The sequence below is a fragment of the Pseudomonas sp. PSKL.D1 genome (assembly GCF_028898945.1).
Lineage (GTDB): Bacteria > Pseudomonadota > Gammaproteobacteria > Pseudomonadales > Pseudomonadaceae > Aquipseudomonas.
This window is the reverse complement of sequence record NZ_CP118607.1, coordinates 1,637,872-1,662,406: the sequence shown is the minus strand read 5'-3', so window position 1 is coordinate 1,662,406 and position 24,535 is coordinate 1,637,872. Positions and strand designations below refer to the sequence as shown.

Genomic DNA, 24,535 nt, shown 5'->3' with positions numbered 1-24,535 from the left:
AGCGTCGATTGGACGGCTTTTAAGGCGCTTGCAATCGAAAATGGCATAGCCGGATGCTAAATGCAGCCTTTCGCCACTGGCAAGCCCATTACCGCTGAAGGGAAGGGAAAATGGAACAGGCGGTGAATTAAATGGTTTTCATGGACAATTTTCAGCGACAACCGGCCTTTGTAGGAGCGGCCTTGTGTCGCGAAAGGGTCGCGCAGCGGCCCCAAAATCTTTGAAGCAACATAAATCCCGGGTCTGCTACACAGCCCTTTCGCGACACAAGGCCGCTCCCACAAAAGGCCGCTCCTACAAGGGAATGTGCAACCTCAACCCAGGCGTTGCCCGGAATCCGGCACGATCAGAATCCCCGCCCGCAGGCCGTTCTTGACCTTGGGGTTGGGGAAAATGATCCGCGCGCCTTCCTCTTCGACCACCCAGCGCGTTTCCGCCAGGTCTTCGGCCAGCAGATAGCCCTTGGTCAACTCGGAGAAGTTCTCGATGTCCGCCGGCAAGTGCAGGTGGAAGCTGTCGCTGTGTTTGATGATTTCGCGGGACACACTGAAAAGCTTAAGCCCGTCCAGCGATTCAGGGGTTTGCGGCTCGGCGTTCTCGATAATCTGGATCAGCCGCTCTTCAAGCTTGTCGAGATTGACCTGTTCGTTCTGGCCGAACGGCCGCGCCTTGCCCAGCTCCAGCGTAAACGCCTCGGCTTCGAGTTGCTCATAGGTGAAAGCGCTGAAGGTGATGGATGACTTGCTTTGCAGCAGCACCGCTTCCATGCCGGCAGCGGCCAGCCGTGCCAGCTCGCGGCGAGAGTGCTTGCGCCCTTCTTTATAAGGGTAAAGCGCAAACTGCTCGATCTTCGAGCCACGGATCGCCGTGTGCAGGTCGTAATGCAAGCGGTTGCGCTCAGGCTTGCTGAAGAAAACCCGCGCAAACTGTTCCAGCTCGGCGGCGCGCAATGCCTCAAAACCACTGGAAAGTTCATGCCGACCATTGAACAGCCGGTTGATGTCCTGTTCGACGAAGCGTTCGCCCTTGCGGATCGCCACCGGGTTACCAAACAGGAACAGCACCCGCGCACGTGGCTTGATCTTGCCATTGGCCACGCCATGCAGCAGCCGTTCGAGCAATTCGATCGGTGCGGTTTCGTTGCCATGGATGCCTGCCGACAACAGCAAGTCCAGCCCGCAATCCTCGGCCTCGGGCGGGCGCACTTCAAGCGCGCCCTCCCCCAGCCAGCGCAAACGTGCGCCCTTGGGTGTCACTTGGGTCTTCTCGGCCGGTTCGTGATCGGTCAGGGTCAGCTCAAGCAGTTTGCCAAGGGCGAGCATGGGCGCTTCCTTAGTGGTGGTGGCCGCAATCCGGGCCATGCACGTGATCGTCATCTTCGCCAACTTCCGCCGGCTCCATTTCCAGCTGCAGGCTGACCAGGTTGGTGGCCATCGGGCGCAGCAGCAGGTTGGCGTACTCGGTGTCGTTTTCGTCGACATCCACACCGATCAGCAACTGGCCACGGCCATCCTGCTGGATCCACACTTCCTTGCCTTGCCAAACCACGGCAAAACGGGTGCAGGAGGTTTCCAGCTGGGTGCCGTCTTCATCTTCCAGGATCAGGCGCAGGGCATCGGTCATTGCAAATTCTCTCTTCAAGGTTGGCGTTGGAACGGGTAGACCGAACCCAACTTCAGGATTTGGGTCAGCTCATCCAGCGCCGTACGGCACTCGACCAGCAATTGCGGGTCGGCAAGGTCCGCTTCGCCCAGGCGATCGCGGTAGTGCTTGTCGACCCACTGCACCAAGGTGTCGTACAGCGACGGGGTCATGATAACGCCTTGGTTGACCGCCATCAGTTCCGATTCTTTCAGTGCCACGCGCAAGCGCAGGCAAGCGGGGCCGCCGCCATTCTGCATGCTCTGCTTGAGGTCAAACACCTTGACCTCCTTCACCGCGCCGCTCTGAGTGGTCAGCTGGCTGAGGTAAGCCCAGACCCGCTCATTGTTACGGCACTCTTCCGGCACCACCAGCAGCATCGAACCATCTTCACGGCTCAGCAACTGGCTGTTGAACAGGTAAGAACGCACCGCGTCCTCTACCGTCACTGCCGCACGTGGCACACGGATGGCCTGGAAGTTGCCGCCCTTGCTGGCCAGTTTAGCCTGCAGTTGGCCAAGTACCGCGTCCGTCTCCAGAAAGGCGTCTTCGTGGTAGAACAGCACTTCGCCATTGCCCACCGAAATCACGTCGTTGTGGAACACACCTTGGTCGATCACGGCAGGGTTCTGTTGAGCGTAGACCACGCCGTCGTCGCTCAGGCCGTGCAGCCTGGCAACCGCTTGGGACGCTTCGAGGGTCTGGCGGGCCGGGTACTTTTGCGGCGCCGGGTAACGGCTGTCGAAAGCGCTGCGCCCATAGACGAAGAACTCGACACCCGCTTCACCGTAGCTGTGGCAGAAGCGCGTGTGGTTGGCCGCGCCTTCGTCACCAAACTGCGTCACTGCCGGCAGCGCGGCGTGGTGAGCAAAGTGTTTTTCGTCAGCGAACATCGCGCCCAGCACACGGCTGGTGGTCGGGTGCTCGATGCTGCGGTGGTACTTGCAGTTCAGGTTGGCGGCGGTGAAATGCACACGCCCGTCAGCGGTGTCGGCGCTGGGGCTGACAGTGGCAGCGTTGGCCACCCACATGCTCGAAGCCGAGCAACTGGCAACCAGCAGCGGCATGGCCTCTTTGGCGGCGCGCTGGATCACCTCGGCATCACTACCGGTGAAACCCAAGCGCCGCAGCGCCGCCACGTCCGGGCGCTCCTGTGGCGCCAGCACGCCCTGCTTGAAGCCCATGTCGGCCAGCGCTTTCATCTTGGCCAGGCCCTGACGCGCCGCTTCACGAGGGTTGGACGCCTGCTGGCTGTTGCTCTGCGAAGCCACGTTGCCGTACGACAGGCCGCCGTAGTTGTGGGTAGGCCCCACCAGGCCATCAAAATTCACTTCATAGGATTTCATCGGCTAACTCCGTGACCTGTTGTTATAGGGTGACGCCCGGCGTCAGGGTGGCCGGCAAGGCAAGGCTGGCGGTCTCCAGCGAAGCCACGGGGTAAGCGCAGTAATCGGCTGCGTAATAGGCGCTGGCACGGTGGTTGCCACTGGCGCCCACGCCGCCGAACGGTGCACTGCTGGCGGCGCCGGTGAGCTGCTTGTTCCAGTTGACGATACCGGCGCGGCTGCGCAGCCAGAAGTACTGGTAACGTGCGCGCGAATCAGACAGCAGGCCGGCGGCCAGGCCGTACTGGGTGTTGTTGGCCTCGTCGATGGCGGCATCGAAGTCGGCGTAGCGGATCACCTGCAGCAATGGGCCGAAGAACTCCTCGTCCGGGCGATTGGCCACCGCTGTGACATCCAGAATGCCAGGGGTGAGCAACGCGGCGTCGGCTTGCGGCTGGGTCATTGCCAGCAGTTTCACGGCGCCCTTGCCTGCCAACTCGGCTTGCGCCGCCATCAGTGCCTGGGCAGCCTGCAGCGAAATCACCGACCCCATGAACGGGGCTGGCTGCTGGTCGAACGCGCCGACCGTGATGCTTTTGCACACTTCAACCAGCCGGGCAATCAGCGCATCGCCCCACGCGCCTTGCGGCACCAGCAGGCGGCGGGCACAGGTGCAGCGTTGGCCGGCGGAAATGAAGGCCGACTGGATGATGGTGTACACAGCGGCATCCAGGTCCTTGACCTCGTCCACCACCAGTGGATTGTTACCGCCCATTTCCAGGGCCAGAATCTTGTCCGGGCGCCCGGCGAACTGCTGATGCAGCAGGTTGCCGGTGCGGCTGGAGCCGGTGAAGAACAGGCCGTCGATGCCTGGGTTGGCCGCCAGGGCCACACCCGTTTCACGGGCACCCTGCACCAGGTTGAGCACGCCGGCCGGCAAGCCCGCGGCAACCCAGCAGTTAACCGTCAGCTCGGCCACCTTGGGGGTCAGCTCGCTGGGCTTGAACACCACGCAGTTACCTGCCAGCAATGCCGGGACAATATGCCCGTTAGGCAGGTGGCCGGGGAAGTTGTACGGGCCAAACACGGCTACCACGCCATGGGGCTTGTGCCGCAGCACGGCGGTGGCGTCGGCCAGAGGGCCGCTTTTTTCGCCGGTACGTTCGCGGTAGCTCTGCACCGAGATCGCCACTTTGTTGACCATGCTGGTCACTTCTGTTGCCGATTCCCACAGCGGCTTGCCGGTTTCTTCGCCAATGCAGTGCGCCAGTGCTTCGGCGTGCAGCTTCAATTGCTCGGCGAATTTCTCCAGCACATCAATGCGCGCCTCAAGGCTCAATTGCGCCCAGGCAGGAAACGCCTGACGCGCCGCCTTCACGGCAGCCTCCACCTGGGTAGCATCGGCACCCTGCCCTTCCCATACCACGGCCTGCGTGACCGGGTTCAGCGATTTGAGGGCATCACCCTGGCCAGCCTGCCAGTTGCCTGCGATGTAATGCGTAGTCATTTACTGGGCCTCCCGGCTTGCCGACAACGGCACCGCACGCACGTTGTCGCCCGCGCCCATGCGCAAGCGCTTGGCGGTCATGGGGTCGACCACCAGCGTGCCGGCGGCCAGGCGCGCTGGCGCGGCGGTGATGCGGCAATCGTCGCGCTTGCGGTTGTGGATGATGTAAGGGGTGGCGTCATCGCCCGGTGTGCCCACGGCCAAAACCAGCGTCTGGCTTTCGCGCACGGCGCGGATTTTCGAGGTTTCACACTCGATGGCCGGGCCTGCGTCGAAGATGTCGACATAACCCTGATAGTTGAAGCCTTCCTGCTTGAGCATGGCCAGCGCAGGCTCGGTGTCGGTGTGTACACGGCCGATCACGCTGCGCGCCGCTTCGGACAGGAAGCAGGTGTACAAGGGGAACTTGGGCATCAGCTCGGCGATGAACGACTTGTTGCCCACGCCGGTCAGGTAGTCCGCCTGGCTGAACTCCATCTTGAAGAAGTGCCGGCCCAGGCATTCCCAGAACGGCGAACGGCCATGTTCGTCGGACATGCCGCGCATCTCGGCGATGATTTTCTTGCCGAACAGCTCCGGGAACTCGGCGATAAACAACATGCGCGCCCGCGACAGCAGGCGGCCATTAAGGCCAGAGCGGTGGTCACTGCGCAGGAACAACGAGCACAGTTCGGAGTTGCCGGTCAGGTCGTTGGCCAGGAACAGGGTGGGGATTTCCCGGTAGATGTTCAGTTCCTGAGAGGCGCTGACCGTCAGGCCGACCCGGTAGTTGTACCAGGGTTCGCGCAGGCCGACGGCACCGGCGATGGCACTGATGCCAACCACCAGGCCTTCATCGTTTTCCAGCACGAACAGGTAGTCGGTGTCGCCACGCTCGGCTTCGCCACGGAAGCTTTTTTCAGCCCAGCCCACGCGGTGGCCAAGGCGCTCCTCGTTGGCCGGCAACGTGGTCAGCCCGGTGGTGCCGGTGCTGCGGGCCAGTTCGATCAGCGCGGGTAAATCGCTGCTGCGTACAGGACGAACGATCATGCTATCTCCTTGTGTGGCGGCTGTGGCCGCCACGAAACTCGCTATGCCGAGGCTTCAGACTGCAACCAGGCGCACGCTGGCACCCTCACCCACACCCAAGGCGTCCGCCGCCTCGGCACTCAGGCCAACGGGCTTGCCCGGCACCCAGTCCAGCTCCAGCAGTACGGCGCGGTAATCCTGCAACTGGCCATTGCACACCAGGTAGGGGCGCCCGCCTTTGGCTGGTGCGTCTTCCAGCTTCACCGGCACCACGCGGCTCTGGGCAATCGAGCGGATGCCCGAGGTGCGCGCATGCAGGGTCGGGCCACCGTCGAAGATGTCGATGTAGTGCTCGGTTTCGAAGCCTTCGCGCATGAGGATGTCGAAGGTGATCTGCGCGCGCGGGTGCACCTGGCCCATGGCCTCCTGAGCCTCGTCAGGCAGCAGCGGCACGTAGATGGGGTAATGCGGCATCAGCTCGGCCAAAAAGGTCCGGCTCTTCAGGCCGCACAGGCGCTCGGCTTCGGCATAGTTGAGGTCGAAGAAATTGCGCCCGATGGCATCCCAGAACGGCGATTCGCCCTGCTCGTCGCTGTGGCCGACAATTTCGGTCACCACCGAATCGGCAAAGCGCTCCGGGTGCGAGGCCATGAACAGCAGCCGCCCCCGGGAATTGAGCTCGGCCCAGCCGCTGTTGACCAGCTCAGGCAGCACATAGAAGCTGGTTAGCAGGCTATTGCCGGTGAGGTCGTGGCACAGCGACAGCACGTGAATCTTGTTGTGAATTTTCAGCTCGCGCGAGGCATGCACGAAGGTCTCGTTACGAAAGCTGTAAAACGGCTCGGAATACCCTGCCGACGCGACGATGGCCGAGCAGCCAGCCAGCTTGCCGGTCTGGCTGTCTTCCAGCACGAAGAAGTAGCTCTCTTCACCGTTGAAGCTCACCTCAGCGGCAAACGAGGTTTCCGAGGCGGCAATCTTGTCGCCCAGGCGGGCGCTGTCATCCGGCAGCGAGGTGACACCAACGGGGCTGTCTGCAGCCATGCGCTGCACTTCGTTCAGATCAGCCATTTGCGCGGGGCGCATCACCAGCATGGTGTCACTCCTTTGGAATACTGGCCGTACACGACGGCACGAAAAAACGGCGGGCGCCTGCAATCACGCGCCCGCGCTTGTAATCAGGTTTCGCCGGCCCACCCTCGGGCCGGCGAAAGGGTCGCAGGCGAATCAGCCCTTGATCAGTTGCGCAACACCACGCTCGAAGCGGGCCAGGCCTTCGTCGATGTCGGCGTCTTCCACCACCAGGCTTGGGGCAAAACGCACCACGTCCGGGCCGGCCTGCAGCACCATCACGCCTTCCTTCTCGGCGGCATTGAGGATGTCCTTGGCCTTGCCCTTCCAGGCATCGCTCAGCACGCAGCCGATCAACAGGCCAACACCACGCACCTGGGTGAACAGGCCAGTGTCGTTGCCGATTTGTTCCAGGCGGGTTTTGAAACGCTCATGCTTGGCCTTGATGCCCGCCAGGGTTTCCGGGGTGTTGACCACGTCCAGCACGGCGCAGGCAACGGCGCAGCCCAGCGGGTTGCCGCCGTAGGTGGTGCCGTGGGTGCCAACGGCCAGGTGCTTGGCGATTTCGCTGGTGGTCAGCATGGCGCCGATCGGGAAGCCGCCGCCCAGGCTCTTGGCGCTGGTGAGGATGTCCGGGGTCACGCCGTAGTGCTGGTAGGCGTACAGCGAACCGGTACGGCCGACGCCGGTTTGCACTTCGTCGAAGATCAGCAGGGCGTTGTGCTCGTCACACAGCTTGCGCGCGCCTTCCAGGTAGGCCTTGTCGGCCGGCACCACACCGCTCTCGCCCTGGATCGGCTCGATCACCACGGCGCAGGTTTTGTCGGAAATCTGAGCCTTCAGCGCTTCCAGGTCGTTGTACGGTACATGGCTGATGCCGGTGATCTTCGGGCCAAAGCCATCGGAGTACTTCGGCTGGCCACCCACGCTGACGGTGAACAGGGTGCGACCGTGGAAGCTGTTCACGGTAGCGATGATTTCGTGCTTCTCGGGGCCGAAGCGGTCATGGGCAACACGGCGTGCCAGTTTGAAGGCGGCCTCGTTGGACTCGGCGCCGGAGTTGCAGAAAAACGCACGGTCGGCAAAGGTGGCGTCGACCAGCTTGTGGGCCAGGCGCAGGGCCGGCTCGTTGGTGAAGACGTTGGATACGTGCCAGAGGGTGTTGGCCTGTTCGGTCAGGGCCTTGACCAGTGCCGGGTGGCAGTGGCCCAGGGCGTTCACCGCAATACCGCCTGCAAAGTCAATGAGCTCGCGTCCGGACTGGTCCCACACGCGGGAACCCTCGCCTCGCACAGGAATGAAGGCCGCCGGAGAATAGTTGGGGACCATGACCTGGTCGAAATCGGCACGTTGCACCGGGGCTTGCTCAACGGACATCTGAGTCTCCTGAAGAGGAACGCTGGCCTGGAAGTGGCGAGCGATTGGGGGATTGTAAGGACTGATCCGCGCCTGTCCTTGCGGCCAAGCGACAACTTGTTACAGCGCAAAACCCGGTTTTGGCCGGGCTTACGGCAATGCGACAAACACTGTCGCAATCGCGCAGTGTACGGGAGAGAGGGGGCTGGGTGAATGTAGGGCGATGTTTTTGCAGTGTGGCGCAAATCGAGCGCCGCTCTTGCGGCGCATCGCGGATAAATCCGCTCCTACGCGGCCGTTGTAGGAGCGGATTTATCCGCGATGCGCCGCAAGGGCGGCGCTCGACCTCAGCCACACCTCAATTCTCACGCGAACCTCAGCCCTTCTCAGCCGGCGCCGAACTCAACTCGAACGGGCTGCTGCTACGCCGCTGGTTCCGGTCTTCCCGTGGCGTCGCACCAAAGAAATTACGATACGCACTGGAAAAATGCGGCCCCGAGCTGAACCCGCACGACAACCCGATCTGGATGATCGACTTGCTGGTCTGCATCAGCATCTGCCGCGCCTTGTTCAGGCGCAGCTCCAGGTAATACTGGCTCGGCACACGGTTGAGGTACTGCTTGAAGATCCGCTCCAACTGCCGACGCGACACGCACACGTGCTGGGCGATTTCGTCGGTGGTCAGCGGCTCTTCAATGTTGGCTTCCATCAGCAACACAGCCTGGGTCAACTTGGGGTGGCTCGAACCCAGGCGGTTCTGCAGCGGAATGCGCTGGCGCTCGCCACCCTCGCGAATGCGCTCCACCACCAATTCCTCTGACACCGCCCCAGCCAGCTCCGCCCCGTGATCACGGGCCAGCACCGCAAGCAGCAAGTCGGTCACCGCCATGCCGCCACAGGCCGTCAGGCGGTCACGGTCCCAATCGAACAGGTGGCTGGTGGCAATTACCTTGGGGAAGCGCTCGGCAAAATCATCCTGCCAGCGCCAATGCACCGCGGCGCGGTAGCCATCCAGCAAACCCAGCATGGCCAACGGGTACACGCCCGCCGAAAGCCCGCCAATCATGCAACCACTGCGAGCCAGCTGCTTGAGCGCAGCCGACAGCGCCGAACCGATCGCCTGTGGCAAGTCATCCGCCAACAAAAACAGTTTGTGGCAGCCTTCGAGGCGACCATTCCACGGCTCGCCTGGCAGGCGCCAGCTACCTTCTTCAGCAGGCTCAGCCTGCAGAAACGACAGCTCGTAGACCACATCCGGATGCACCCGCTGGGCCACCTGCAACACTTCCTCCGCCAGCGCCAAAGTCAATGGCTTGGTGCTGGGCCAGATGAGAAAACCGATTCGCTGGGTGGTCATAAAGTGCGGTCCGAAACCTGAGGTCGTTCGAGTCTGTGGCGCCAGGGCACCCCGCGCGTAACGCAGCATGCCCTATTCTGGTGCAAAGGTGCAGCCTTTTACTTCAGGCTGCCCGAGAGAAACTGCTTGAGCCGCTCCGATTGCGGGTTGGCCAGCACTTCGCGTGGGCAGCCGGTTTCTTCCACCAGGCCTTTGTGCAGGAATACCAGTTGGTTGGATACCTCGCGGGCGAAGCCCATTTCGTGGGTTACCACCACCATGGTCCGGCCTTCCTGGGCCAGCGCCTGCATCACCTTGAGCACATCGCCCACCAGCTCGGGGTCGAGCGCCGAGGTGGGTTCGTCGAACAGCATAACCTCCGGCTCCATGGCCAGGGCCCGGGCAATTGCCACACGTTGTTGCTCACCACCGGACATGTGGCCGGGGAAAGCATCCTTGCGATGAGCCACGCCCACCTTGGCCAGGTAATGCTCGGCCTTTTCCAGGGCTTCTTTCCTGTTCACGCCCAGCACGTGCACCGGGGCTTCGATGATGTTTTCCAGCGCGGTCATGTGCGACCACAGGTTGAAGTGCTGGAACACCATCGACAAGCGCGAACGCATGCGCTGCAACTGGCGCGGGTCGGCAGCCTTGAGCGCGCCGTCCTTGCCGGGCTGCAACTTGAGCTCTTCGTTGTTGAGCAGGATCTTGCCCGCGTGCGGCTGTTCAAGCAGGTTGATGCAGCGCAGGAAGGTGGACTTGCCCGAGCCGCTGGAGCCGATGATGCTGATCACATCGCCCGCTTTCGCCGCCAGGGACACGCCCTTGAGCACTTCATGGCTGCCGTAGCGCTTGTGCAGGTCTTGGACTTCGAGTTTGTACATGCTGTCGGTTCTCACAGAGCGTTCAGTGCTTGCGCGGCGCCAGGTAGCCGAGCCAGCGGCGTTCGGCCAACTTGAACAGGCGCACCAGAATGAAGGTCAGGCACAGGTAGAACACGCCCGCCGTGATGTAGGCCTCGAAAGGCAGGTAATACTGGGCATTGACCGTGCGCGCGGCACCGGTGATGTCGATCAGGGTCACGATCGAGGCCAGACTGGTGGTCTGCAGCATCATGATCACTTCGTTGCTGTACTGCGGCAGCGCCCGGCGCATGGCCGATGGCAGCAGGATGCGGCGGTACATTTTCGCGCGCGACATGCCCATGGCCTTGGCCGCCTCGATCTCGCCATGAGGCGTGGCCTTGAGGCTGCCGGCGATGATCTCTGCGGTATAGGCGCTGGTATTGATGCCAAACGCCAGGCACGCACAGAAGGTGGCACTGGACAGCCATGGCCAGAAGATGCTCTCGCGCACCGCCTCGAACTGCGCCAGGCCGTAGTAGATCAGAAACAGCTGCACCAGCATCGGCGTGCCACGGATGACGTAGGTGTACAGCCACGCAGCCATGTTAACCACCGGCTGTTTCGACACCCGCATCAGCGCCAGCGGAATCGCCGCGAGCAGGCCAAAGAACAGCGAAATCGCCAGCAACTTGAGGGTGGTCAGCAGGCCGCCGATGTAAAGCGGCATGGCCTCCCAGACGACGTTGTAGTCGAAAATCATAGTTCAGCCACCTTCACGCCCACCGAGTAGCGCCTTTCGAGATACTTCAGGGCCAGCAGCGAGACACTGGTCAGCACCAGGTACAACGCCGCCACCGCCAGGAAGAAGGTAAAGGGTTCGCGGGTGGCGTCTGCCGCCTGCTTGGCCTTGAACATCATGTCCTGCAGGCCCACCACCGAAATCAGTGCCGTGGCCTTGGTCAGCACCAGCCAGTTGTTGGTGAAGCCCGGGATCGCCAGGCGAATCATCTGCGGCACCTGGATGCGGAAGAATACCTGGCGGTTGCTCATGCCATAGGCCACGCCGGCTTCGGCCTGGCCCTTGGGAATACCGAGGAAGGCGCCGCGGAAGGTTTCCGACAGGTAGGCGCCAAAGATGAAGCCCAGGGTGCCGATACCGGCAGCCAGTGGGTTCAGGTCGATGTAGTCGTCATAGCCCACCAGCGGGGCCACACGGTTGATGATGTCCTGGCCGCCGTAGAAGATCAGCAGGATCAGCACCAGGTCCGGAATGCCGCGGATCACGGTGGAATACATATCGCCCAGCCAGGCCAGCCAGCGCACCGGCGACAAGCGCAGCGCCACACCGATCAGGCCGAGCACGATGGCCAGGGCCATCGACGACAGGGCGAGCTGCAGCGTCAGCCACGCCCCGTCGAGGATGACTGCCCCGTAGCCTTTCAACATGATGAGGTCCTCGACCTAGAGAATGAAAAATGGTGCAAACCTCAGAGCCTCTGCTGTTTGCACCATTGCACAGGTGAAACTCGACGTCTTACTTCGAGTCTGGACCGTAGATGTCGAAATTGAAGTACTTGTCTTGAATTTGCTTGTACTTGCCGTTGGCGCGAATGGCGTCGATGGCCGCGTTGATGCGGTCGGCGTTGGCCTTGTCGCCTTTACGTACGGCAATGCCCACGCCGTCACCGAAGTACTTCACGTCGGTGAACGATGGGCCAACGAAGGCGAAGCCCTTGCCGGCGTCGGTTTTCAGGAAGCCGTCTTCCAGCAGCGTGGCGTCGGCAACGGTGCCGTCCAGGCGGCCGGCGGCGACGTCCAGGTAGATTTCGTTCTGGGTGCCGTATGGCACGACGGTGGCGCCTTTCGGTGCCAGCACTTCCTTGGCGAAGCGGTCGTGGATCGAGCCGCGCTGCACGCCGATCTTCTTGCCTTTGAGTTCATCCAGGCTTTCGGAGACGGCGGTGCCTTCCTTCATGACCAGGCGGGCAGGGGTCAGGTAGTAGCGCTTGGTGAAGTCGACGGACTTCTTGCGGTCTTCGGTGATGGACATCGACGACAGGATGGCGTCGATCTTGCGCACTTTCAGCGCCGGGATCAGGCCATCGAATTCCTGCTCGACCCAGGTGCACTTGGCTTTCATTTCTTCACACAGGGCATTGCCGATGTCGTAGTCGAAACCGGCGATGCTGCCGTCAGGCTGCTTGAAGGCGAAGGGTGGGTAGGCGGCTTCGATACCGATTTTCAACGGTTTTTCATCGGCCTGCGACACCAGGGAAAACACGGAAAGCGCCAGGGCGCCAAGCAGTGCGAGCTTCTTCATCAGGTAACTCCATCGGTACGGGGCAATACAAGGCAGGGGTAACAACTGCCCGATATGCGAATGGGTACAACGCGAGCCGCGCAGGGTTCGACCTAGGTCGCAGACCACGAGCGAGTGAGTGGCATTTTAACGACAGCCCGGTAGTCGATATTTCTTCAAAGCGACAACTACTTACAGAAGCGCTTGAAACGGCAACGGGCAATGTTGACAGCCAATGCAAAATATGCAAAAGCGCAAGGAATAGAACCTATTGAACTAGCAATTAGCGGGCCTATTATTGGCAAACCCTTGTAATACGGCAAGCGCAGCGTGCTGCCTTGCAAAAAATGCCAACAAAATCGCACCAGTAACGCACAAAAACGTTTCTTTCTGCCCCGCCCCGGTGCACGCCCGGTAGCACATCAGTTACGGATGAATGTCGGGTAACAGTAAAGCAAAAACCCCGCCGGGTTGCCCGGGCGGGGTTTCAATCAGGCCGGCAGGCCGCAATCGTCAGGCAGATGCCAGGTGCATCGCCTTGTGCGTATCGATCAGGTGCTGCACCACGCCTGGGTCGGCCAAGGTGGAAATGTCACCCAGCGCATCGTACTCGGCGGTAGCGATCTTGCGCAGGATCCGCCGCATGATCTTGCCCGAGCGCGTCTTCGGCAGGCCTGGCGCCCACTGGATGACATCCGGCGAGGCAATCGGGCCAATTTCCTTGCGCACCCAGTTTTTCAGCTCCAGGCGCAGCTGCTCACTGGCTTCAACACCCGCATTGAGGGTGACATACACATAGATGCCCTGCCCTTTGATGTCATGCGGCACACCCACCACCGCTGCCTCGGCCACTTTTGCGTGGGCGACCATGGCGCTTTCGATTTCGGCAGTGCCCATGCGGTGCCCGGACACGTTCAGCACGTCGTCCACGCGGCCGGTGATCCAGAAGTAACCATCCTCATCCCGGCGCGCGCCGTCACCGGTGAAGTACATGCCACGGAAGGTCTTGAAGTAGGTATCGACAAAGCGGTCGTGGTCGCCATACAGCGAGCGCGACTGCCCCGGCCAGGAATCCAGAATGACCAGGTTGCCTTCGGCCGCGCCTTCGATCAGGTTGCCCAGGTTGTCCACCAACGCCGGCACCACACCGAAGAACGGGCGGGTTGCCGAACCCGGCTTGAGGCCGGTGGCGCCTGGCAGCGGGCTGATCAGGATGCCGCCGGTTTCGGTCTGCCACCAGGTGTCAACAATCGGGCAACGCTCTTTGCCCACAGTCTTGTAGTACCAGTTCCAGGCTTCCGGGTTGATCGGCTCGCCTACCGAGCCCAGCAAGCGCAGGCTGGAGCCGTCGGCACCGGCAACCGCCGCCTGCCCTTCGGCCATCATGGCGCGGATGGCGGTCGGGGCGGTGTAAAGAATGTTGACCTTGTGCTTGTCGACGATCTTCGACACGCGGGTGATGTCCGGGTAGTTCGGCACGCCTTCGAACAGCAGCGTGGTAGCGCCATTGGCCAGCGGGCCGTAGACGATGTAGCTGTGGCCGGTGACCCAGCCCACGTCGGCGGTGCACCAGTACACTTCGCCCGGGCGGTAGTCGAATACACGCTCGTGGGTGAGCGCGGCATACACCAGATAACCGCCGGTGGTGTGCAATACGCCCTTGGGCTTGCCGGTGGAGCCGGAGGTATAAAGGATGAACAGCGCCTCTTCAGCGCCCATCTCTTTTGGCGCGCAGTGGCTGGAGGCGACCTTCATCAGGTCCTCGTACCAGATGTCGCGGTGCTGGTGCCAGGCGATGTCGCCACCGGTGCGCTTGCACACGATGATCTTCTGTACGCTGTTGGTTTCCGGGTTGGTCAGCGCCAGGTCGACGTTGGCCTTGAGTGGTGTACGACGGCCACCACGCACGCCCTCGTCGGCGGTGATCACTACCTTGGACTTGCAGTCGATGATGCGGCCAGCCAAAGCCTCCGGCGAGAAACCACCGAATACCACGGAGTGAATGGCGCCGATGCGGGCACAGGCCAGCATGGCCACCACGGCCTCCGGGATCATTGGCATGTAGATGGTCACCACATCGCCGCGGTGCACGTCCTGGCCACGCAGGGCGTTGGCGAACTTGCACACTTGTTCGTGCAGCTCACGGTAGGTGATGTTGCGGTGCTCGGAAGGGTCATCGCCCTCCCAGATGATTGCCAGTTGGTCACCGCGCTCTTCAAGGTGGCGGTCCAGGCAGTTGGAGGAAACGTTCAGAGTGCCGTCGGCAAACCACTTGATGTCGACGTGATGGTCATCAAATGAAGTCTGTTTGACCTTGGTGAACGGCTTTATCCAGTCGATACGCTGGGCCTGCTCGCGCCAGAAGCCGTCCGGGTTGATCACCGATTGCTGGTACATGGCCTTGTAGGTGGCCTCGTCGGTCAGGGTAGTGGCCGCAACCTCGGGACGAACGGGATACAGTGGAGCCGCACTCATCTGTGTTACCTCGGTGTAATAGTTGTTTTTGTATGGAACCGTTTGTAACTGTACCAGAGCGGCAAAAACCATACGACGATGGTAGTAGCGCAGCCAGCCAGACTTGGCGAATTTCGCGGGGAAGGCTCTAGCCCGCGGCCGGCGGCCTGGCGAAGGGAAAATGCAGGGGATTTTGCCGGGGGATTGTTACAGATTCTGTCAAAAGGCGAAAAAACTTTATCAAAACACCCCCTGTTTCCCTTAATTACCGAGGCCTAAAATTCATTCCGCCAACAACGGCAAGGCGATTAACAACTGGTAACAGTAACAGCCCCCACGAAGGCAACACGTTAATCCCCCTCTAATCCCGATAGTTGAACTTAGGCTGTACTCGCGGCGCCACGAGCGCCGCGTGCCCCCTCACGACCTTAGACAGGTAAATAGAAAATGAAAGCGTTACTGGTATTGGTACTTGGCAGTGTTTGCGGTGCGGCACTTGCCGGCGAGGCAAACGATGCCGGGCAGATTCCGGTTGAACAGTACAGCTACTCGCAGCACCTGGACATTGCCCGCGTCATCTCCATGAGCGAAGTGCCCAACGTGTGCGAAGTAGTGCCTGCCCGCATGACCTATGAAGACTCCAAGGGCCAACGGCACATTCTCGAATACCGCGTGATGGGGAACGGCTGCTCCAACGGGTGATCGTTCGGGGCCCCGCCGGGGCCCTTTCCGACCGGTCCGGCGTCCCGGCAAGGCCGCTCCTACAGAGGCCCCTTGAATCATTCCACCGACTTCCCAAGCGAATAGTCACGCAACTTATTGGCAATCGTAGTATGCGAAACACCCAATCTTTTGCCTAATGCGCGACTGCTGGTGTATTCCCCCATCAAACTTTCCAGCACCGCCTTTTCAAACCGCCCGACAATATCCGAAAGTTCGCCTTCCAGCGAAAACTCACCCAATGGCTGGCGCACACCATAATCTGGCAAACGTATATGTTCGCCTTTAACTACCCCACCCTCACACAACGATACGGCCTGGAACAACACGTTCTCCAGTTGCCGCACATTACCCGGCCAGTGATAGTGTGCGAGTTTATCCATCGCCGCCGGCGCCAACCGTGGCAAGGCGCAGCCAATCTGGCGACTGGCCTGATCGAGAAAGTGCTGAACCAACCCTTCCAGGCCATCCATGCACTCACGCAAAGGCGGAATGTGCAGCGACAGCACGTTGAGCCGGTGATACAGGTCCTGGCGGAACTCGCCACGGGCGCACAGCTCCGACAAATCCACCTGCGTGGCGCAAATCACACGCACGTCCAGATAAACCTCTTCATCGCTACCCACGCGGCGGAAGCAACCGTCCTGCAAAAAGCGCAGCAGCTTCACCTGCAGGCGCGGGCTCATCTCCCCCACCCCGTCCAGGAACAAGGTACCGCCAGCGGTCAGCTCCAGCAGGCCCAGCTTGCCTTCGGCCCGCGCGCCTTCGAATGCCCCGGGGCCATAGCCGAACAGTTCGGTTTCCGCCATGGACTCCGGCAGGCCGGCACAGTTGAGCGCCATCAGCGGTGCCTGGCCACGCGGGCTCGCCAGGTGGCAGGCCCGGGCCAGCAACTCCTTGCCGGTGCCGGTTTCACCCTCGATCAACAGCGGCGCATCCAGCGGCGCCATGCGCCGCGCCTCGCGCACCACCGCCGCCATCACCCGCGAACTCTGGAAGATGCTGTCAAAACCGCGCAGCTCCTGCTTGCGTACGTTGTAGATGCGCTCACCGATACGATCGGCGCGATGCAAGGTCAGCACAGCACCAGCCAGCGCCTCGCTGTCATCGTGCTCGGACTGCAGCGGCGCAATATCGGCCAGGAACACATCGCCCCTGACCTTTACCCGCAAGCCGTTGATGCGCGACTTGTTGGCTCGCACCAGCTCCGGCAGGTCAAAATCCTCCACATAACGCGCCAGCGGCATGCCAGGCACCTCATCGACCCGCACCCCGAGCAGCTGCGCCGCCGTGCGGTTGGCCGCGACGATGCTACCGCCCATGTCCACCGATAACACCGGAAAGTCCAGCGCCCCCAGCAGGGCATTGAGCTCCATGTGCCGCCGCTCGCTGGGCATCAGGCCAACCCGCTTGACCCCGAACACCCCGGCAATCGACTCGAATTTCGGCCGCAACGCCTGAAATTGCAGGTTCACCAGGTTAGGGCAGTGCAGGTAGATGGCATTGCCATGGTCGCCACCCACCTCGCCGCGCAGCACGTTGATGCCGTACTCCACCAGCAAGTTGAGGATGTCGCGAAGAATGCCGATGCGGTTCTGGCAATGGACTTTGATGCGCATGTGAGCTCTCGAGACGCGAAGTTTTTCAAATCCGCGCGGAAAAGTCGTAAAGAAAAGCTGACAAAGCGCGGTGCAAGGCCAGCCGAAACACCCAGATTTTCCGGCACGCGAGTCATTTTGTAAAACTATCGTTACAAAGCCATGATCAGAAGCCATTCAAGCGGCCCGCTTACCCCGTGCAAACCGGCAAGAGGCGGGATATTTCTTGTTCATGTCGTGGACATAACAAGAAAGCCCTCACCAGGAGAGCCACATGAAACAGACGCACTACGTGGCACGCGAGCCCGATGCGCATGGTTTTATCGACTACCCGCAGCAAGAGCATGCGGTTTGGAACACCCTGATCACCCGCCAGTTGAAAGTGGTTGAAGGCCGCGCCTGCCAGGAATATCTCGACGGCATCGACCAGCTCAAGCTGCCCCATGACCGCATTCCGCAACTGGGCGAAATCAACAAAGTGCTGGGCGCCACCACCGGCTGGCAAGTCGCCCGAGTGCCGGCGCTGATCCCCTTCCAGACCTTCTTTGAATTACTGGCCAGCAAGCGCTTCCCGGTCGCCACCTTCATCCGCACCCCGGAAGAACTGGACTACCTGCAAGAGCCGGACATCTTCCACGAGATCTTCGGCCACTGCCCACTGCTGACCAACCCGTGGTTCGCCGAATTTACCCACACTTACGGCAAACTCGGCCTGGCAGCGACCAAGGAACAACGGGTTTACCTGGCCCGCCTGTACTGGATGACCATCGAGTTCGGCCTGATGGAGACCCCGCAAGGTCGCAAGATCTATGGCGGCGGCATCCTCTCCTCGCCGAAGGAGACCGTCTACAGTTTGTCTGGCGAGCCGGAGCACCAAGCCTTCGACCCGATCGAAGCCATGCGCACCCCGTACCGCATCGACATCCTGCAGCCACTGTATTTCGTGCTGCCCAACCTCAAGCGCCTGTTCGATCTGGCCCACGAAGACATCATGGGCATGGTCCAGCAGGCCATGCAGCTGGGGCTGCATGCACCGAAATTTCCACCCAAGGCGGCCGCCTGAGCCGCCTTGCCGATAACAACTCCAACCGGAAAACACCCATGACCGCCTTGAACCAAGCCCATTGCGAAGCCTGCCGCGCCGACGCGCCGAAAGTCACCGACGAAGAGCTGGCCACGCTGATCCGCGAAATCCCGGAATGGAACATCGAAACACGCGACGGCCACATGGAGCTGGAGCGCGTGTTCCTGTTCAAAAACTTCAAGCACGCCCTGGCCTTCACCAATGCCGTGGGCGAAATTGCCGAAGCCGAAGGCCACCACCCGGGCCTGCTGACCGAGTGGGGCAAAGTGACCGTGACCTGGTGGAGCCACTCGATCAAAGGGCTGCACCGCAACGATTTCATCATGTGTGCGCGCACCGACAAAGTTGCCAAAACCGCCGAAGGCCGCAAGTAAACACAACCCTTGTAGGAGCGGCTCCAGCCGCGATCACCAGCCTAGCCGGTGCCATCCACCGCGCTGGCTGCATCGCGGATAAATCCGCTCCTACACCCCACATGTTGTCCGGTATCCGCCCGCAAAACCGACCAGCGACCGCTAAAAAATCCAAACTGTCATCCAGACTTGTGTATCCTGCCCCAGCTTTGCGAAGCTCCAAACGCGCCTGGCGCAGTCTTTTCACTCACACTTGCGAGGAACGACGAGATGCACGAAATCCCGAATCTTCCCTTCCCAAGCCTGAACCCCGAAGAGCCCACCGTAGCTGCCCACTCCGAACCGACGCCTGCCGTCGAGGACAGCGACGACACCTCCAGCGCTGACCAGGATTAACCGCGCACCCCTCCGACAGTGTGAAAACGGCTGACCTGCGGCCCACCTCCCGTCAACACGTTTTCACACCGTCCTGACTCTTTGCCATGAAGGCCCCCATGCCCGACTCACCGCGCCCCCTTGCGGTCACCCTGCAAGTTGTTTCCATCGTCCTCTTCACCTTCATCGGCTACCTGAACATCGGCATCCCCCTGGCCGTGCTGCCCGGCTATGTACACAACGACCTGGGCTTCAGCGCCGTGATCGCGGGCCTGGTGATCAGCGTGCAGTACCTGGCCACCCTGCTCAGCCGCCCCACTGCCAGCCGCATCATCGACAACCTGGGCAGCAAGAAGGCGGTCATGTACGGCCTGTTCGGCTGCGGCCTGAGCGGCGTGTTCATGCTGGCCTGTGCGTTTCTCACCCACCTGCCGTGGGCAAGCCTGGCGTGCCTGTTTGTCGGGCGCCTGGTGCTGGGCAGTGCCGAAAGCCTGGTGGGCTCGGGCTCGATTGGCTGGGGCATTGGGCGGGTCGGCGCCGAGAACACCGCCAAGGTCATCTCATGGAATGGCATCGCTAGCTATGGTGCGCTGGCCGTCGGCGCGCCACTGGGCGTGTTGATGGTCAAGCACCTCGGGCTGTGGAGCATGGGTGCGAGCATCATCCTGCTATGTGGGGTCGGCCTGCTGCTGGCTTGGCCGAAACGGGCAGCGCCGATTGTCAGTGGCGTGCGCCTGCCGTTCATGCAGGTGCTGGGTAAAGTGTTCCCGCATGGCTCCGGGCTGGCACTGGGCTCGATTGGCTTCGGCACCATCGCCACCTTCATCACCCTGTATTACGCCAGCCAGGGCTGGGCCAACGCAGCGCTGACCCTGAGCCTGTTCGGTGCCAGCTTCATCAGTGCGCGCTTGTTGTTCGGCAACCTGATCAACCGCATTGGCGGGTTCCGCGTGGCGATCGCCTGCTTGACGGTGGAAACCTTGGGCCTGCTGATGCTCTGGCTGGCGCCCAGCGCGGAAATGGCCCTGGCCGGCGCGGCGTTGAGCGGTTTCGGGTTTTCGCTGGTGTTCCCGGCATTGGGCGTGGAGGCGGTGAACCAGGTGTCGGCGGCCAACCGCGGGGCCGCGGTGGGCGCGTATTCGCTGTTCATTGATTTGTCGCTGGGGATTACCGGGCCGCTGGTGGGCGCGGTGGCGTCGGGGTTCGGGTTTGCTTCGATGTTTTTGTTTGCTGCTGCGGCATCGTGTTGTGGATTGGTGTTGAGTTTGTATTTGTACAGGCAGGCGCGCCTTGGCAGGGGTGACTGAGGACTGGGGGCGCTTTGCGCCCCTTTCGCGACACAAGGCCGCTCTCACAATGATCGCGCCAGTCTTCAGGTTTTGCACAAGACAGTTGCTCCCACAGGGAAATGCGATCTCGGTGTGGGAGCGGCCTTGTGTCGCGATAGGGCTGCAAAGCAGCCCCAAAGATCTCAAGCCTAACGCTGCGCGTACTGCAACACCACTTCCAACGGGTGGCGCATCTGCCGCTCGGTCATGCGCTTGACCTGGCTGCGGCACGAGTAACCGGTCGCCAGCGCCTCGCCCTCCTTGTCCAGCTTGGTCGCCCACGACTGCTCGAAGATGGTCCGGGACGTTTCCTGGTTACGCGCTTCGTGCCCATAAGTACCCGACATGCCACAGCAACCAGTGGCCTCGGTCACCAGCTTCAGCCCCAGCCGCGCAAACACCTGTTCCCATTGCTTGGTGCTGGCCGGCACGTTGGTCTTCTCGGTGCAATGCGCCATCAGGCGGAAATTGCCCGGCGCGGTCGGCGCCTGCTCCGGCAGCACGTCCATCAACCACTCTTGCGGCAACAGCACCTTGGGGCATTCCTCAAGGCCCGGCACCTTCTGGTATTCCTGGCGATACACCAGCGTCATCGCAGGGTCCAGGCCTACCAGTGGCACACCGCAGTCGGCCAGGGCCTTGAGCTGGGTGGCATTGCGAATGGCCGCCTTGGCGAACGCCCCCAGGAAGCCTTGCACATGCAGCGGCTTGCCGTTGGCGCTGTACGGCGCCAGGAATACACGATGGCCAAGGCGGTGGGCGAGCTCGATGAACGCAGCCAGCAATGGTGTCTCGAAGTAGCGGGTGAAGGCATCCTGCACCACCACGATGCTGCGCTCGCGCTGGGCCGGGGTCAGCTCGCGCAGCGCCGGCACGCTGGCCACGCCGACGCGGCAGCGGGTTAGCGTGGCCTGGAAGTTGTAGCGGCTGATCAGCGGGCTATCGACCATGCCCACCTGGTTGGCCAGCAGCTTGCTTACCCACTTCGAGCCCATCACCGCGTTGTACAGCCCCGGCGCGTGGGCCAGGTACGGGATGGTGAATTCCAGCGAACCAATCAGGTAATCACGCAGTGGGCGCTGGTAGCGGCCGTGGTACAGCTCGAGGAAGCGCGAGCGGAAATCCGGCACGTTGACCTTGATCGGGCACTGGCCAGCGCACGACTTGCACGCCAGGCAGCCGGCCATGGCGTCATAGACTTCATGGGAAAAGTCCTCCTGCCCCTGCTGGCGCGCACGGTTGTTGCGCAGGCGAGCCGGCAAGCCTTTGAGCCAGGACACCTTGTTGCGCGCCGCCGCCAGCACGTCGATGTCTGCCTCGCCTTGCAGGCGCAGCCATTCGCGCATCAGCGAGGCGCGGCCCTTGGGCGAATGCTGGCGCTCGCGGGTGGCCTTCCACGACGGGCACATGGCGTCGTTGGGGTCGTAGTTGTAGCAGGCACCGTTGCCATTGCAGTGCACGGCGCTGGGGAAGTCCTGCCACACGCGCTCATTGATGGTTCGATCCAGGTCGCCGCGCAGGGTCACGCCATCGACCTTGGTCAGGCCTTCGACGCTATCGGGCGGCGTACAGATCTTGCCGGGGTTGAGCTGGTTGTTCGGGTCGAACGCGCCCTTCAGACGCTGCAGCGCTGGGTACAGCTCGCCGAAATACTCCGGCACGTATTCCGAACGCAAGCCTTTGCCGTGCTCACCCCACAGCAGGCCGCCGTAGCTTTTGGTCAACGCCGCCACAGCATCGGAAATCGGCTTGACCAATGCGGCCTGGGCCGGGTCTTTCATGTCCAGCGCCGGGCGTACGTGCAACACGCCGGCATCGACGTGGCCGAACATGCCGTAGGCCAGGCCATACCCGTCGAGCAGCGCGCGGAAGTCGGCGATGTAGTCGGCCAGTTGCTCTGGCGGCACGGCAGTGTCTTCTACGAACGGCTGCGGGCGCACTTCGCCTTCAACGTTGCCCAGCAGCCCCACCGAGCGCTTGCGCATGGTGTAAACGCGGGTCACCGCCTCGGCACCTTCCGCCAGGGTATGGCCCAGGCGCTCGACGCTGGTGTCGGTTTGCAGGTGCTGGATGAAGGCCTCGACCCGTGCGCTGACCTCGGCCGGCTCATCACCGCAGAACTCCACCAGGTTGATGCCCAGCGTCGGGCGCTCGGGGTCGGCCGGGAAGTATTCGGCGACGCTGTGCCACACGATGTCCTTCATCGCCAGCATCAACACCTTGGAGTCCACTGTCTCGATCGACAGCGGCTTGAGCGCCATCAGCGCATTGGCATCGCGCAGGGCATCCATGAAGCTGGTGTAGCGCACGTTGACCAGCACGGCGTACTTCGGAATCGGCAGCACGTTGAGCTTGGCTTCGACCACATAACCCAGCGACCCCTCGGCACCGCACAGCACGCTGTTGAGGTTGAAGCGGCCTTGCTCGTCACGCAGGTGAGCCAGGTCGTAACCAGTCAGGCAGCGGTTGAGCTTGGGGAAAGTACTTTCGATCAGGTCGGCCTGGGTTTCCTGAATCTCCCGCGCCATGCGGTACACCTCGCCCACCCTGCCTGGCGCGGCGCAGGCCTGCTCCAGCGCGGCATCGTCGAGCGGCAGGCTGTGCAGGCGCTCGCCACCCAGCAGCACGCTGTGCAGTTCAAGCACGTGGTCACGGGTTTTGCCGTAGGTGCAGCTGCCCTGCCCGCTGGCATCGGTGTTGATCATGCCGCCAACGGTGGCGCGGTTGGAGGTGGACAGCTCCGGGGCGAAGAACAGCCCGTGGGGCTTGAGTGCGGCGTTGAGCTGGTCTTTGACCACACCGGCCTGCACACGCACCCAGCGCTCCTCGACGTTGATTTCGAGGATGGTGTTCATGTGCCGCGACAGGTCGACGACGATACCGTCGGTCAGCGACTGGCCGTTGGTGCCGGTACCACCGCCGCGCGGCGTCAGCTTGACCTGCTGGAAACGCGCCTCCCCCATCAGCGCGGCCACGCGCGCCACATCGTCGGCATCCAGCGGGAACACTGCCGCCTGGGGCAAGCGCTGGTAAATCGAGTTGTCGGTGGCCAGCACCGTACGGGTGCCGTAGTCGGCGCTGATCTGGCCACGGAAGCCGCTGTTGCGCAGGGCTTCAAGGAATTCGGGGTAGTTGGCGTCAGGCGCACGGGTCGGCAGCTGGGCGATCATCGAAGGATGGCCTCTTGATATGGGCTAATTCACGGGATTGCTGTCTTCGCCGCATGTGTCTAAGCATGCGGGGATGACGTACAGGCCAATGTTCCTGTAGTTTCGCTTCAGGGGCAAACGGATAATCCTGCCGCTATCAATGACTTTTATGAATGAATTATCGCCATCTGACCCCGTCCATGTCGCTGCTACTGGCCTTCGAAGCTGCGGCCCGGCATGAAAGCTACACACGCGCCGCTGCCGAACTGTCGTTGACCCAGAGTGCGGTCAGCCGGCAGGTGCAAGCGCTGGAGCAGCAGTTGGGCCTGACCTTGTTCCGCCGCGAGGGCCGGCAGGTACAACTGACCGATGTCGGCAGGCTGTACCAGCGCGAGTTGAGCGAAGCCCTGGGGCGCATACGCAGTGCCACCCTGCAGGCGCTGGCCTACCAGTCCGGCGTCGGCACCCTGCGCCTGGCAACGTTGCCTACGTTCGGTTCCAAATGGCTGCTGCCCCGGCTGAACGCGTTCTACAGCGCCCACCCCGGCATGCTGGTGCACATTCATTCACGCATCGAAGCGATCAACTTCGACGCCAGCGAGATCGATGCCGCCATCGGCGTGGCCAGCCATGACCTGCCGGGGCTGGTCTGCCATCGCCTGCATGCCGAGGAACTGGTGGTGATCCTGCCATCGGAAGCGGGCAGCGATGCGCACGGCTGGCCGCCGACGCGGATCAGTGAAGAGGTGTTGTTGAATGTGGCCAACAACCCGCACGCGTGGGGCGAGTGGTTTTCGCACCAGGGTTTGCCGCATCGGGCGATGCGCCTGGGGCCAAGCTTCGAATTGACTTCGCACCTGATTCAGGCGGTGCGCGCCGGCATCGGGATCGGGCTGGTGCCGCGCATTCTGGTAGAGGAAGAGCTGGCCAAGGGGGAGTTGTTCAGCCCAGGCGAGGCGTTTGCCAGCCAGCGGAGTTACTACCTGATCTATCCGCCGAGGAATGAGGCGCTGCCGTCATTGCGGGCGTTTCGGGGGTGGTTGCTGGAGCAAATTTAAGCCTGTGCCGGCCTCATCGCGGATAAAT

At 62.0% G+C, this 24,535-nt stretch carries 21 protein-coding genes; 6 read left to right on the top strand and 15 right to left on the bottom strand.

The features are described from left to right. Positions 1 to 314 precede the first annotated feature (314 nt). The 13 genes from astE to acs form a co-directional block, all read right to left on the bottom strand. Positions 315 to 1,322 carry a succinylglutamate desuccinylase gene (gene astE, locus PVV54_RS07300; protein WP_274909290.1) on the bottom strand — a complete coding sequence of 336 codons (1,008 nt, stop codon included), beginning with the start codon at positions 1,320 to 1,322 and terminating at the stop codon, positions 315 to 317. A 10-nt stretch (positions 1,323 to 1,332) separates the two neighbouring features. Further along, positions 1,333 to 1,623 carry a topoisomerase II gene (locus tag PVV54_RS07295; protein ID WP_274909289.1) on the bottom strand — a complete coding sequence of 97 codons (291 nt, stop codon included), beginning with the start codon at positions 1,621 to 1,623 and terminating at the stop codon, positions 1,333 to 1,335. A gap of 14 nt (positions 1,624 to 1,637) precedes the next feature. Next, positions 1,638 to 2,987, bottom strand: a complete 1,350-nt coding sequence (gene astB, locus PVV54_RS07290) for an N-succinylarginine dihydrolase (RefSeq protein ID WP_274909288.1) — start codon at positions 2,985 to 2,987, stop codon at positions 1,638 to 1,640. A 22-nt stretch (positions 2,988 to 3,009) separates the two neighbouring features. Continuing rightward, the gene (astD, locus tag PVV54_RS07285) at positions 3,010 to 4,473 is read right to left on the bottom strand and encodes a succinylglutamate-semialdehyde dehydrogenase (protein ID WP_274909287.1); all 1,464 of its coding nucleotides are present in this window, start codon (positions 4,471 to 4,473) and stop codon (positions 3,010 to 3,012) included. Further along, the gene (gene astA, locus PVV54_RS07280; protein WP_274909286.1) at positions 4,474 to 5,502 is read right to left on the bottom strand and encodes an arginine N-succinyltransferase; all 1,029 of its coding nucleotides are present in this window, start codon (positions 5,500 to 5,502) and stop codon (positions 4,474 to 4,476) included. It lies immediately after the preceding gene. A gap of 54 nt (positions 5,503 to 5,556) precedes the next feature. Beyond that, a complete protein-coding gene (gene aruF / locus PVV54_RS07275; protein ID WP_274909285.1) occupies positions 5,557 to 6,576 on the bottom strand; it encodes an arginine/ornithine succinyltransferase subunit alpha in 1,020 nt (339 codons plus the stop codon). A 132-nt stretch (positions 6,577 to 6,708) separates the two neighbouring features. Beyond that, positions 6,709 to 7,929: an aspartate aminotransferase family protein gene (locus PVV54_RS07270; protein WP_274909284.1), complete on the bottom strand. Its 1,221-nt coding sequence runs from the start codon at positions 7,927 to 7,929 to the stop codon at positions 6,709 to 6,711. 355 nt (positions 7,930 to 8,284) lie between these two features. Beyond that, complete coding sequence (argR, locus tag PVV54_RS07265) at positions 8,285 to 9,265, bottom strand: transcriptional regulator ArgR (protein ID WP_274909283.1); 981 nt, start codon at positions 9,263 to 9,265, stop codon at positions 8,285 to 8,287. A gap of 98 nt (positions 9,266 to 9,363) precedes the next feature. Beyond that, positions 9,364 to 10,128, bottom strand: a complete 765-nt coding sequence (locus PVV54_RS07260; protein WP_274909282.1) for an ABC transporter ATP-binding protein — start codon at positions 10,126 to 10,128, stop codon at positions 9,364 to 9,366. Between the two features lie 22 nt (positions 10,129 to 10,150). Next, on the bottom strand, positions 10,151 to 10,849 hold the full coding sequence (locus PVV54_RS07255) for an ABC transporter permease (protein WP_274909281.1): 699 nt from the start codon (positions 10,847 to 10,849) through the stop codon (positions 10,151 to 10,153). Then, entirely contained in the window at positions 10,846 to 11,535 is a 690-nt protein-coding gene (locus PVV54_RS07250; RefSeq protein ID WP_274909280.1) for an ABC transporter permease, read from the bottom strand. The genes PVV54_RS07255 and PVV54_RS07250 overlap by 4 nt, the downstream gene beginning before the upstream one ends. 88 nt (positions 11,536 to 11,623) lie before the next feature. Further along, positions 11,624 to 12,409: an ABC transporter substrate-binding protein gene (locus PVV54_RS07245; RefSeq protein WP_274909279.1), complete on the bottom strand. Its 786-nt coding sequence runs from the start codon at positions 12,407 to 12,409 to the stop codon at positions 11,624 to 11,626. A gap of 492 nt (positions 12,410 to 12,901) precedes the next feature. Further along, entirely contained in the window at positions 12,902 to 14,863 is a 1,962-nt protein-coding gene (acs, locus tag PVV54_RS07240) for an acetate--CoA ligase (RefSeq protein ID WP_274909278.1), read from the bottom strand. Positions 14,864 to 15,289: 426 nt separating this feature from the next. On the opposite strand from acs, the gene PVV54_RS07235 reads away from it, so the two are divergent. Then, positions 15,290 to 15,544, top strand: coding sequence for a DUF2790 domain-containing protein (locus PVV54_RS07235; protein ID WP_274909277.1), 255 nt, complete (start codon positions 15,290 to 15,292; stop codon positions 15,542 to 15,544). Positions 15,545 to 15,621: 77 nt separating this feature from the next. Here PVV54_RS07235 and PVV54_RS07230 read toward each other — a convergent pair whose 3' ends face one another. Continuing rightward, on the bottom strand, positions 15,622 to 17,181 hold the full coding sequence (locus PVV54_RS07230; RefSeq protein WP_274909276.1) for a sigma-54-dependent transcriptional regulator: 1,560 nt from the start codon (positions 17,179 to 17,181) through the stop codon (positions 15,622 to 15,624). 253 nt (positions 17,182 to 17,434) lie between these two features. Between PVV54_RS07230 and phhA the strand changes: the two genes are divergently transcribed. The 4 genes from phhA to PVV54_RS07210 all read left to right on the top strand — a co-directional run bounded on the left by phhA (position 17,435) and on the right by PVV54_RS07210 (position 20,279). Continuing rightward, the gene (phhA, locus tag PVV54_RS07225) at positions 17,435 to 18,223 is read left to right on the top strand and encodes a phenylalanine 4-monooxygenase (RefSeq protein ID WP_274909275.1); all 789 of its coding nucleotides are present in this window, start codon (positions 17,435 to 17,437) and stop codon (positions 18,221 to 18,223) included. Positions 18,224 to 18,261: 38 nt separating this feature from the next. Next, positions 18,262 to 18,618 carry a 4a-hydroxytetrahydrobiopterin dehydratase gene (locus PVV54_RS07220; protein ID WP_274909274.1) on the top strand — a complete coding sequence of 119 codons (357 nt, stop codon included), beginning with the start codon at positions 18,262 to 18,264 and terminating at the stop codon, positions 18,616 to 18,618. Positions 18,619 to 18,867: 249 nt separating this feature from the next. Further along, the gene (locus PVV54_RS07215; protein ID WP_274909273.1) at positions 18,868 to 18,993 is read left to right on the top strand and encodes a hypothetical protein; all 126 of its coding nucleotides are present in this window, start codon (positions 18,868 to 18,870) and stop codon (positions 18,991 to 18,993) included. Between the two features lie 98 nt (positions 18,994 to 19,091). Further along, positions 19,092 to 20,279: an MFS transporter gene (locus tag PVV54_RS07210; RefSeq protein ID WP_274909272.1), complete on the top strand. Its 1,188-nt coding sequence runs from the start codon at positions 19,092 to 19,094 to the stop codon at positions 20,277 to 20,279. Between the two features lie 170 nt (positions 20,280 to 20,449). On the opposite strand, the gene ydiJ is transcribed toward PVV54_RS07210, so the two are convergent. Beyond that, positions 20,450 to 23,470, bottom strand: coding sequence for a D-2-hydroxyglutarate dehydrogenase YdiJ (gene ydiJ / locus PVV54_RS07205; protein WP_274909271.1), 3,021 nt, complete (start codon positions 23,468 to 23,470; stop codon positions 20,450 to 20,452). Between the two features lie 152 nt (positions 23,471 to 23,622). Here ydiJ and PVV54_RS07200 point away from each other — a divergent pair, with 152 nt between their 5' ends. Then, positions 23,623 to 24,507: a LysR substrate-binding domain-containing protein gene (locus PVV54_RS07200; protein ID WP_274909270.1), complete on the top strand. Its 885-nt coding sequence runs from the start codon at positions 23,623 to 23,625 to the stop codon at positions 24,505 to 24,507. The last annotated feature ends 28 nt before the right edge of the window (positions 24,508 to 24,535 follow it).

Excerpts from the sequence above, each read along its gene's own strand:
- PVV54_RS07255 (WP_274909281.1), bottom strand. The coding sequence starts at position 10,849 with ATGATTTTCGACTACAACGTCGTCTGGGAGGCCATGCCGCTTTACATC.
- PVV54_RS07230 (WP_274909276.1), bottom strand. The coding sequence starts at position 17,181 with ATGCGCATCAAAGTCCATTGCCAGAACCGCATCGGCATTCTTCGCGAC.
- argR (WP_274909283.1), bottom strand. The coding sequence starts at position 9,265 with ATGACCACCCAGCGAATCGGTTTTCTCATCTGGCCCAGCACCAAGCCA.
- astA (WP_274909286.1), bottom strand. The coding sequence starts at position 5,502 with ATGATCGTTCGTCCTGTACGCAGCAGCGATTTACCCGCGCTGATCGAA.
- aruF (WP_274909285.1), bottom strand. The coding sequence starts at position 6,576 with ATGCTGGTGATGCGCCCCGCGCAAATGGCTGATCTGAACGAAGTGCAG.
- PVV54_RS07210 (WP_274909272.1), top strand. The coding sequence starts at position 19,092 with ATGCCCGACTCACCGCGCCCCCTTGCGGTCACCCTGCAAGTTGTTTCC.
- PVV54_RS07270 (WP_274909284.1), bottom strand. The coding sequence starts at position 7,929 with ATGTCCGTTGAGCAAGCCCCGGTGCAACGTGCCGATTTCGACCAGGTC.
- PVV54_RS07235 (WP_274909277.1), top strand. The coding sequence starts at position 15,290 with ATGAAAGCGTTACTGGTATTGGTACTTGGCAGTGTTTGCGGTGCGGCA.
- PVV54_RS07250 (WP_274909280.1), bottom strand. The coding sequence starts at position 11,535 with ATGTTGAAAGGCTACGGGGCAGTCATCCTCGACGGGGCGTGGCTGACG.
- astB (WP_274909288.1), bottom strand. The coding sequence starts at position 2,987 with ATGAAATCCTATGAAGTGAATTTTGATGGCCTGGTGGGGCCTACCCAC.
- ydiJ (WP_274909271.1), bottom strand. The coding sequence starts at position 23,470 with ATGATCGCCCAGCTGCCGACCCGTGCGCCTGACGCCAACTACCCCGAA.
- PVV54_RS07245 (WP_274909279.1), bottom strand. The coding sequence starts at position 12,409 with ATGAAGAAGCTCGCACTGCTTGGCGCCCTGGCGCTTTCCGTGTTTTCC.
- phhA (WP_274909275.1), top strand. The coding sequence starts at position 17,435 with ATGAAACAGACGCACTACGTGGCACGCGAGCCCGATGCGCATGGTTTT.
- astD (WP_274909287.1), bottom strand. The coding sequence starts at position 4,473 with ATGACTACGCATTACATCGCAGGCAACTGGCAGGCTGGCCAGGGTGAT.
- PVV54_RS07215 (WP_274909273.1), top strand. The coding sequence starts at position 18,868 with ATGCACGAAATCCCGAATCTTCCCTTCCCAAGCCTGAACCCCGAAGAG.
- PVV54_RS07220 (WP_274909274.1), top strand. The coding sequence starts at position 18,262 with ATGACCGCCTTGAACCAAGCCCATTGCGAAGCCTGCCGCGCCGACGCG.
- PVV54_RS07200 (WP_274909270.1), top strand. The coding sequence starts at position 23,623 with ATGAATTATCGCCATCTGACCCCGTCCATGTCGCTGCTACTGGCCTTC.
- acs (WP_274909278.1), bottom strand. The coding sequence starts at position 14,863 with ATGAGTGCGGCTCCACTGTATCCCGTTCGTCCCGAGGTTGCGGCCACT.
- astE (WP_274909290.1), bottom strand. The coding sequence starts at position 1,322 with ATGCTCGCCCTTGGCAAACTGCTTGAGCTGACCCTGACCGATCACGAA.
- PVV54_RS07260 (WP_274909282.1), bottom strand. The coding sequence starts at position 10,128 with ATGTACAAACTCGAAGTCCAAGACCTGCACAAGCGCTACGGCAGCCAT.
- PVV54_RS07295 (WP_274909289.1), bottom strand. The coding sequence starts at position 1,623 with ATGACCGATGCCCTGCGCCTGATCCTGGAAGATGAAGACGGCACCCAG.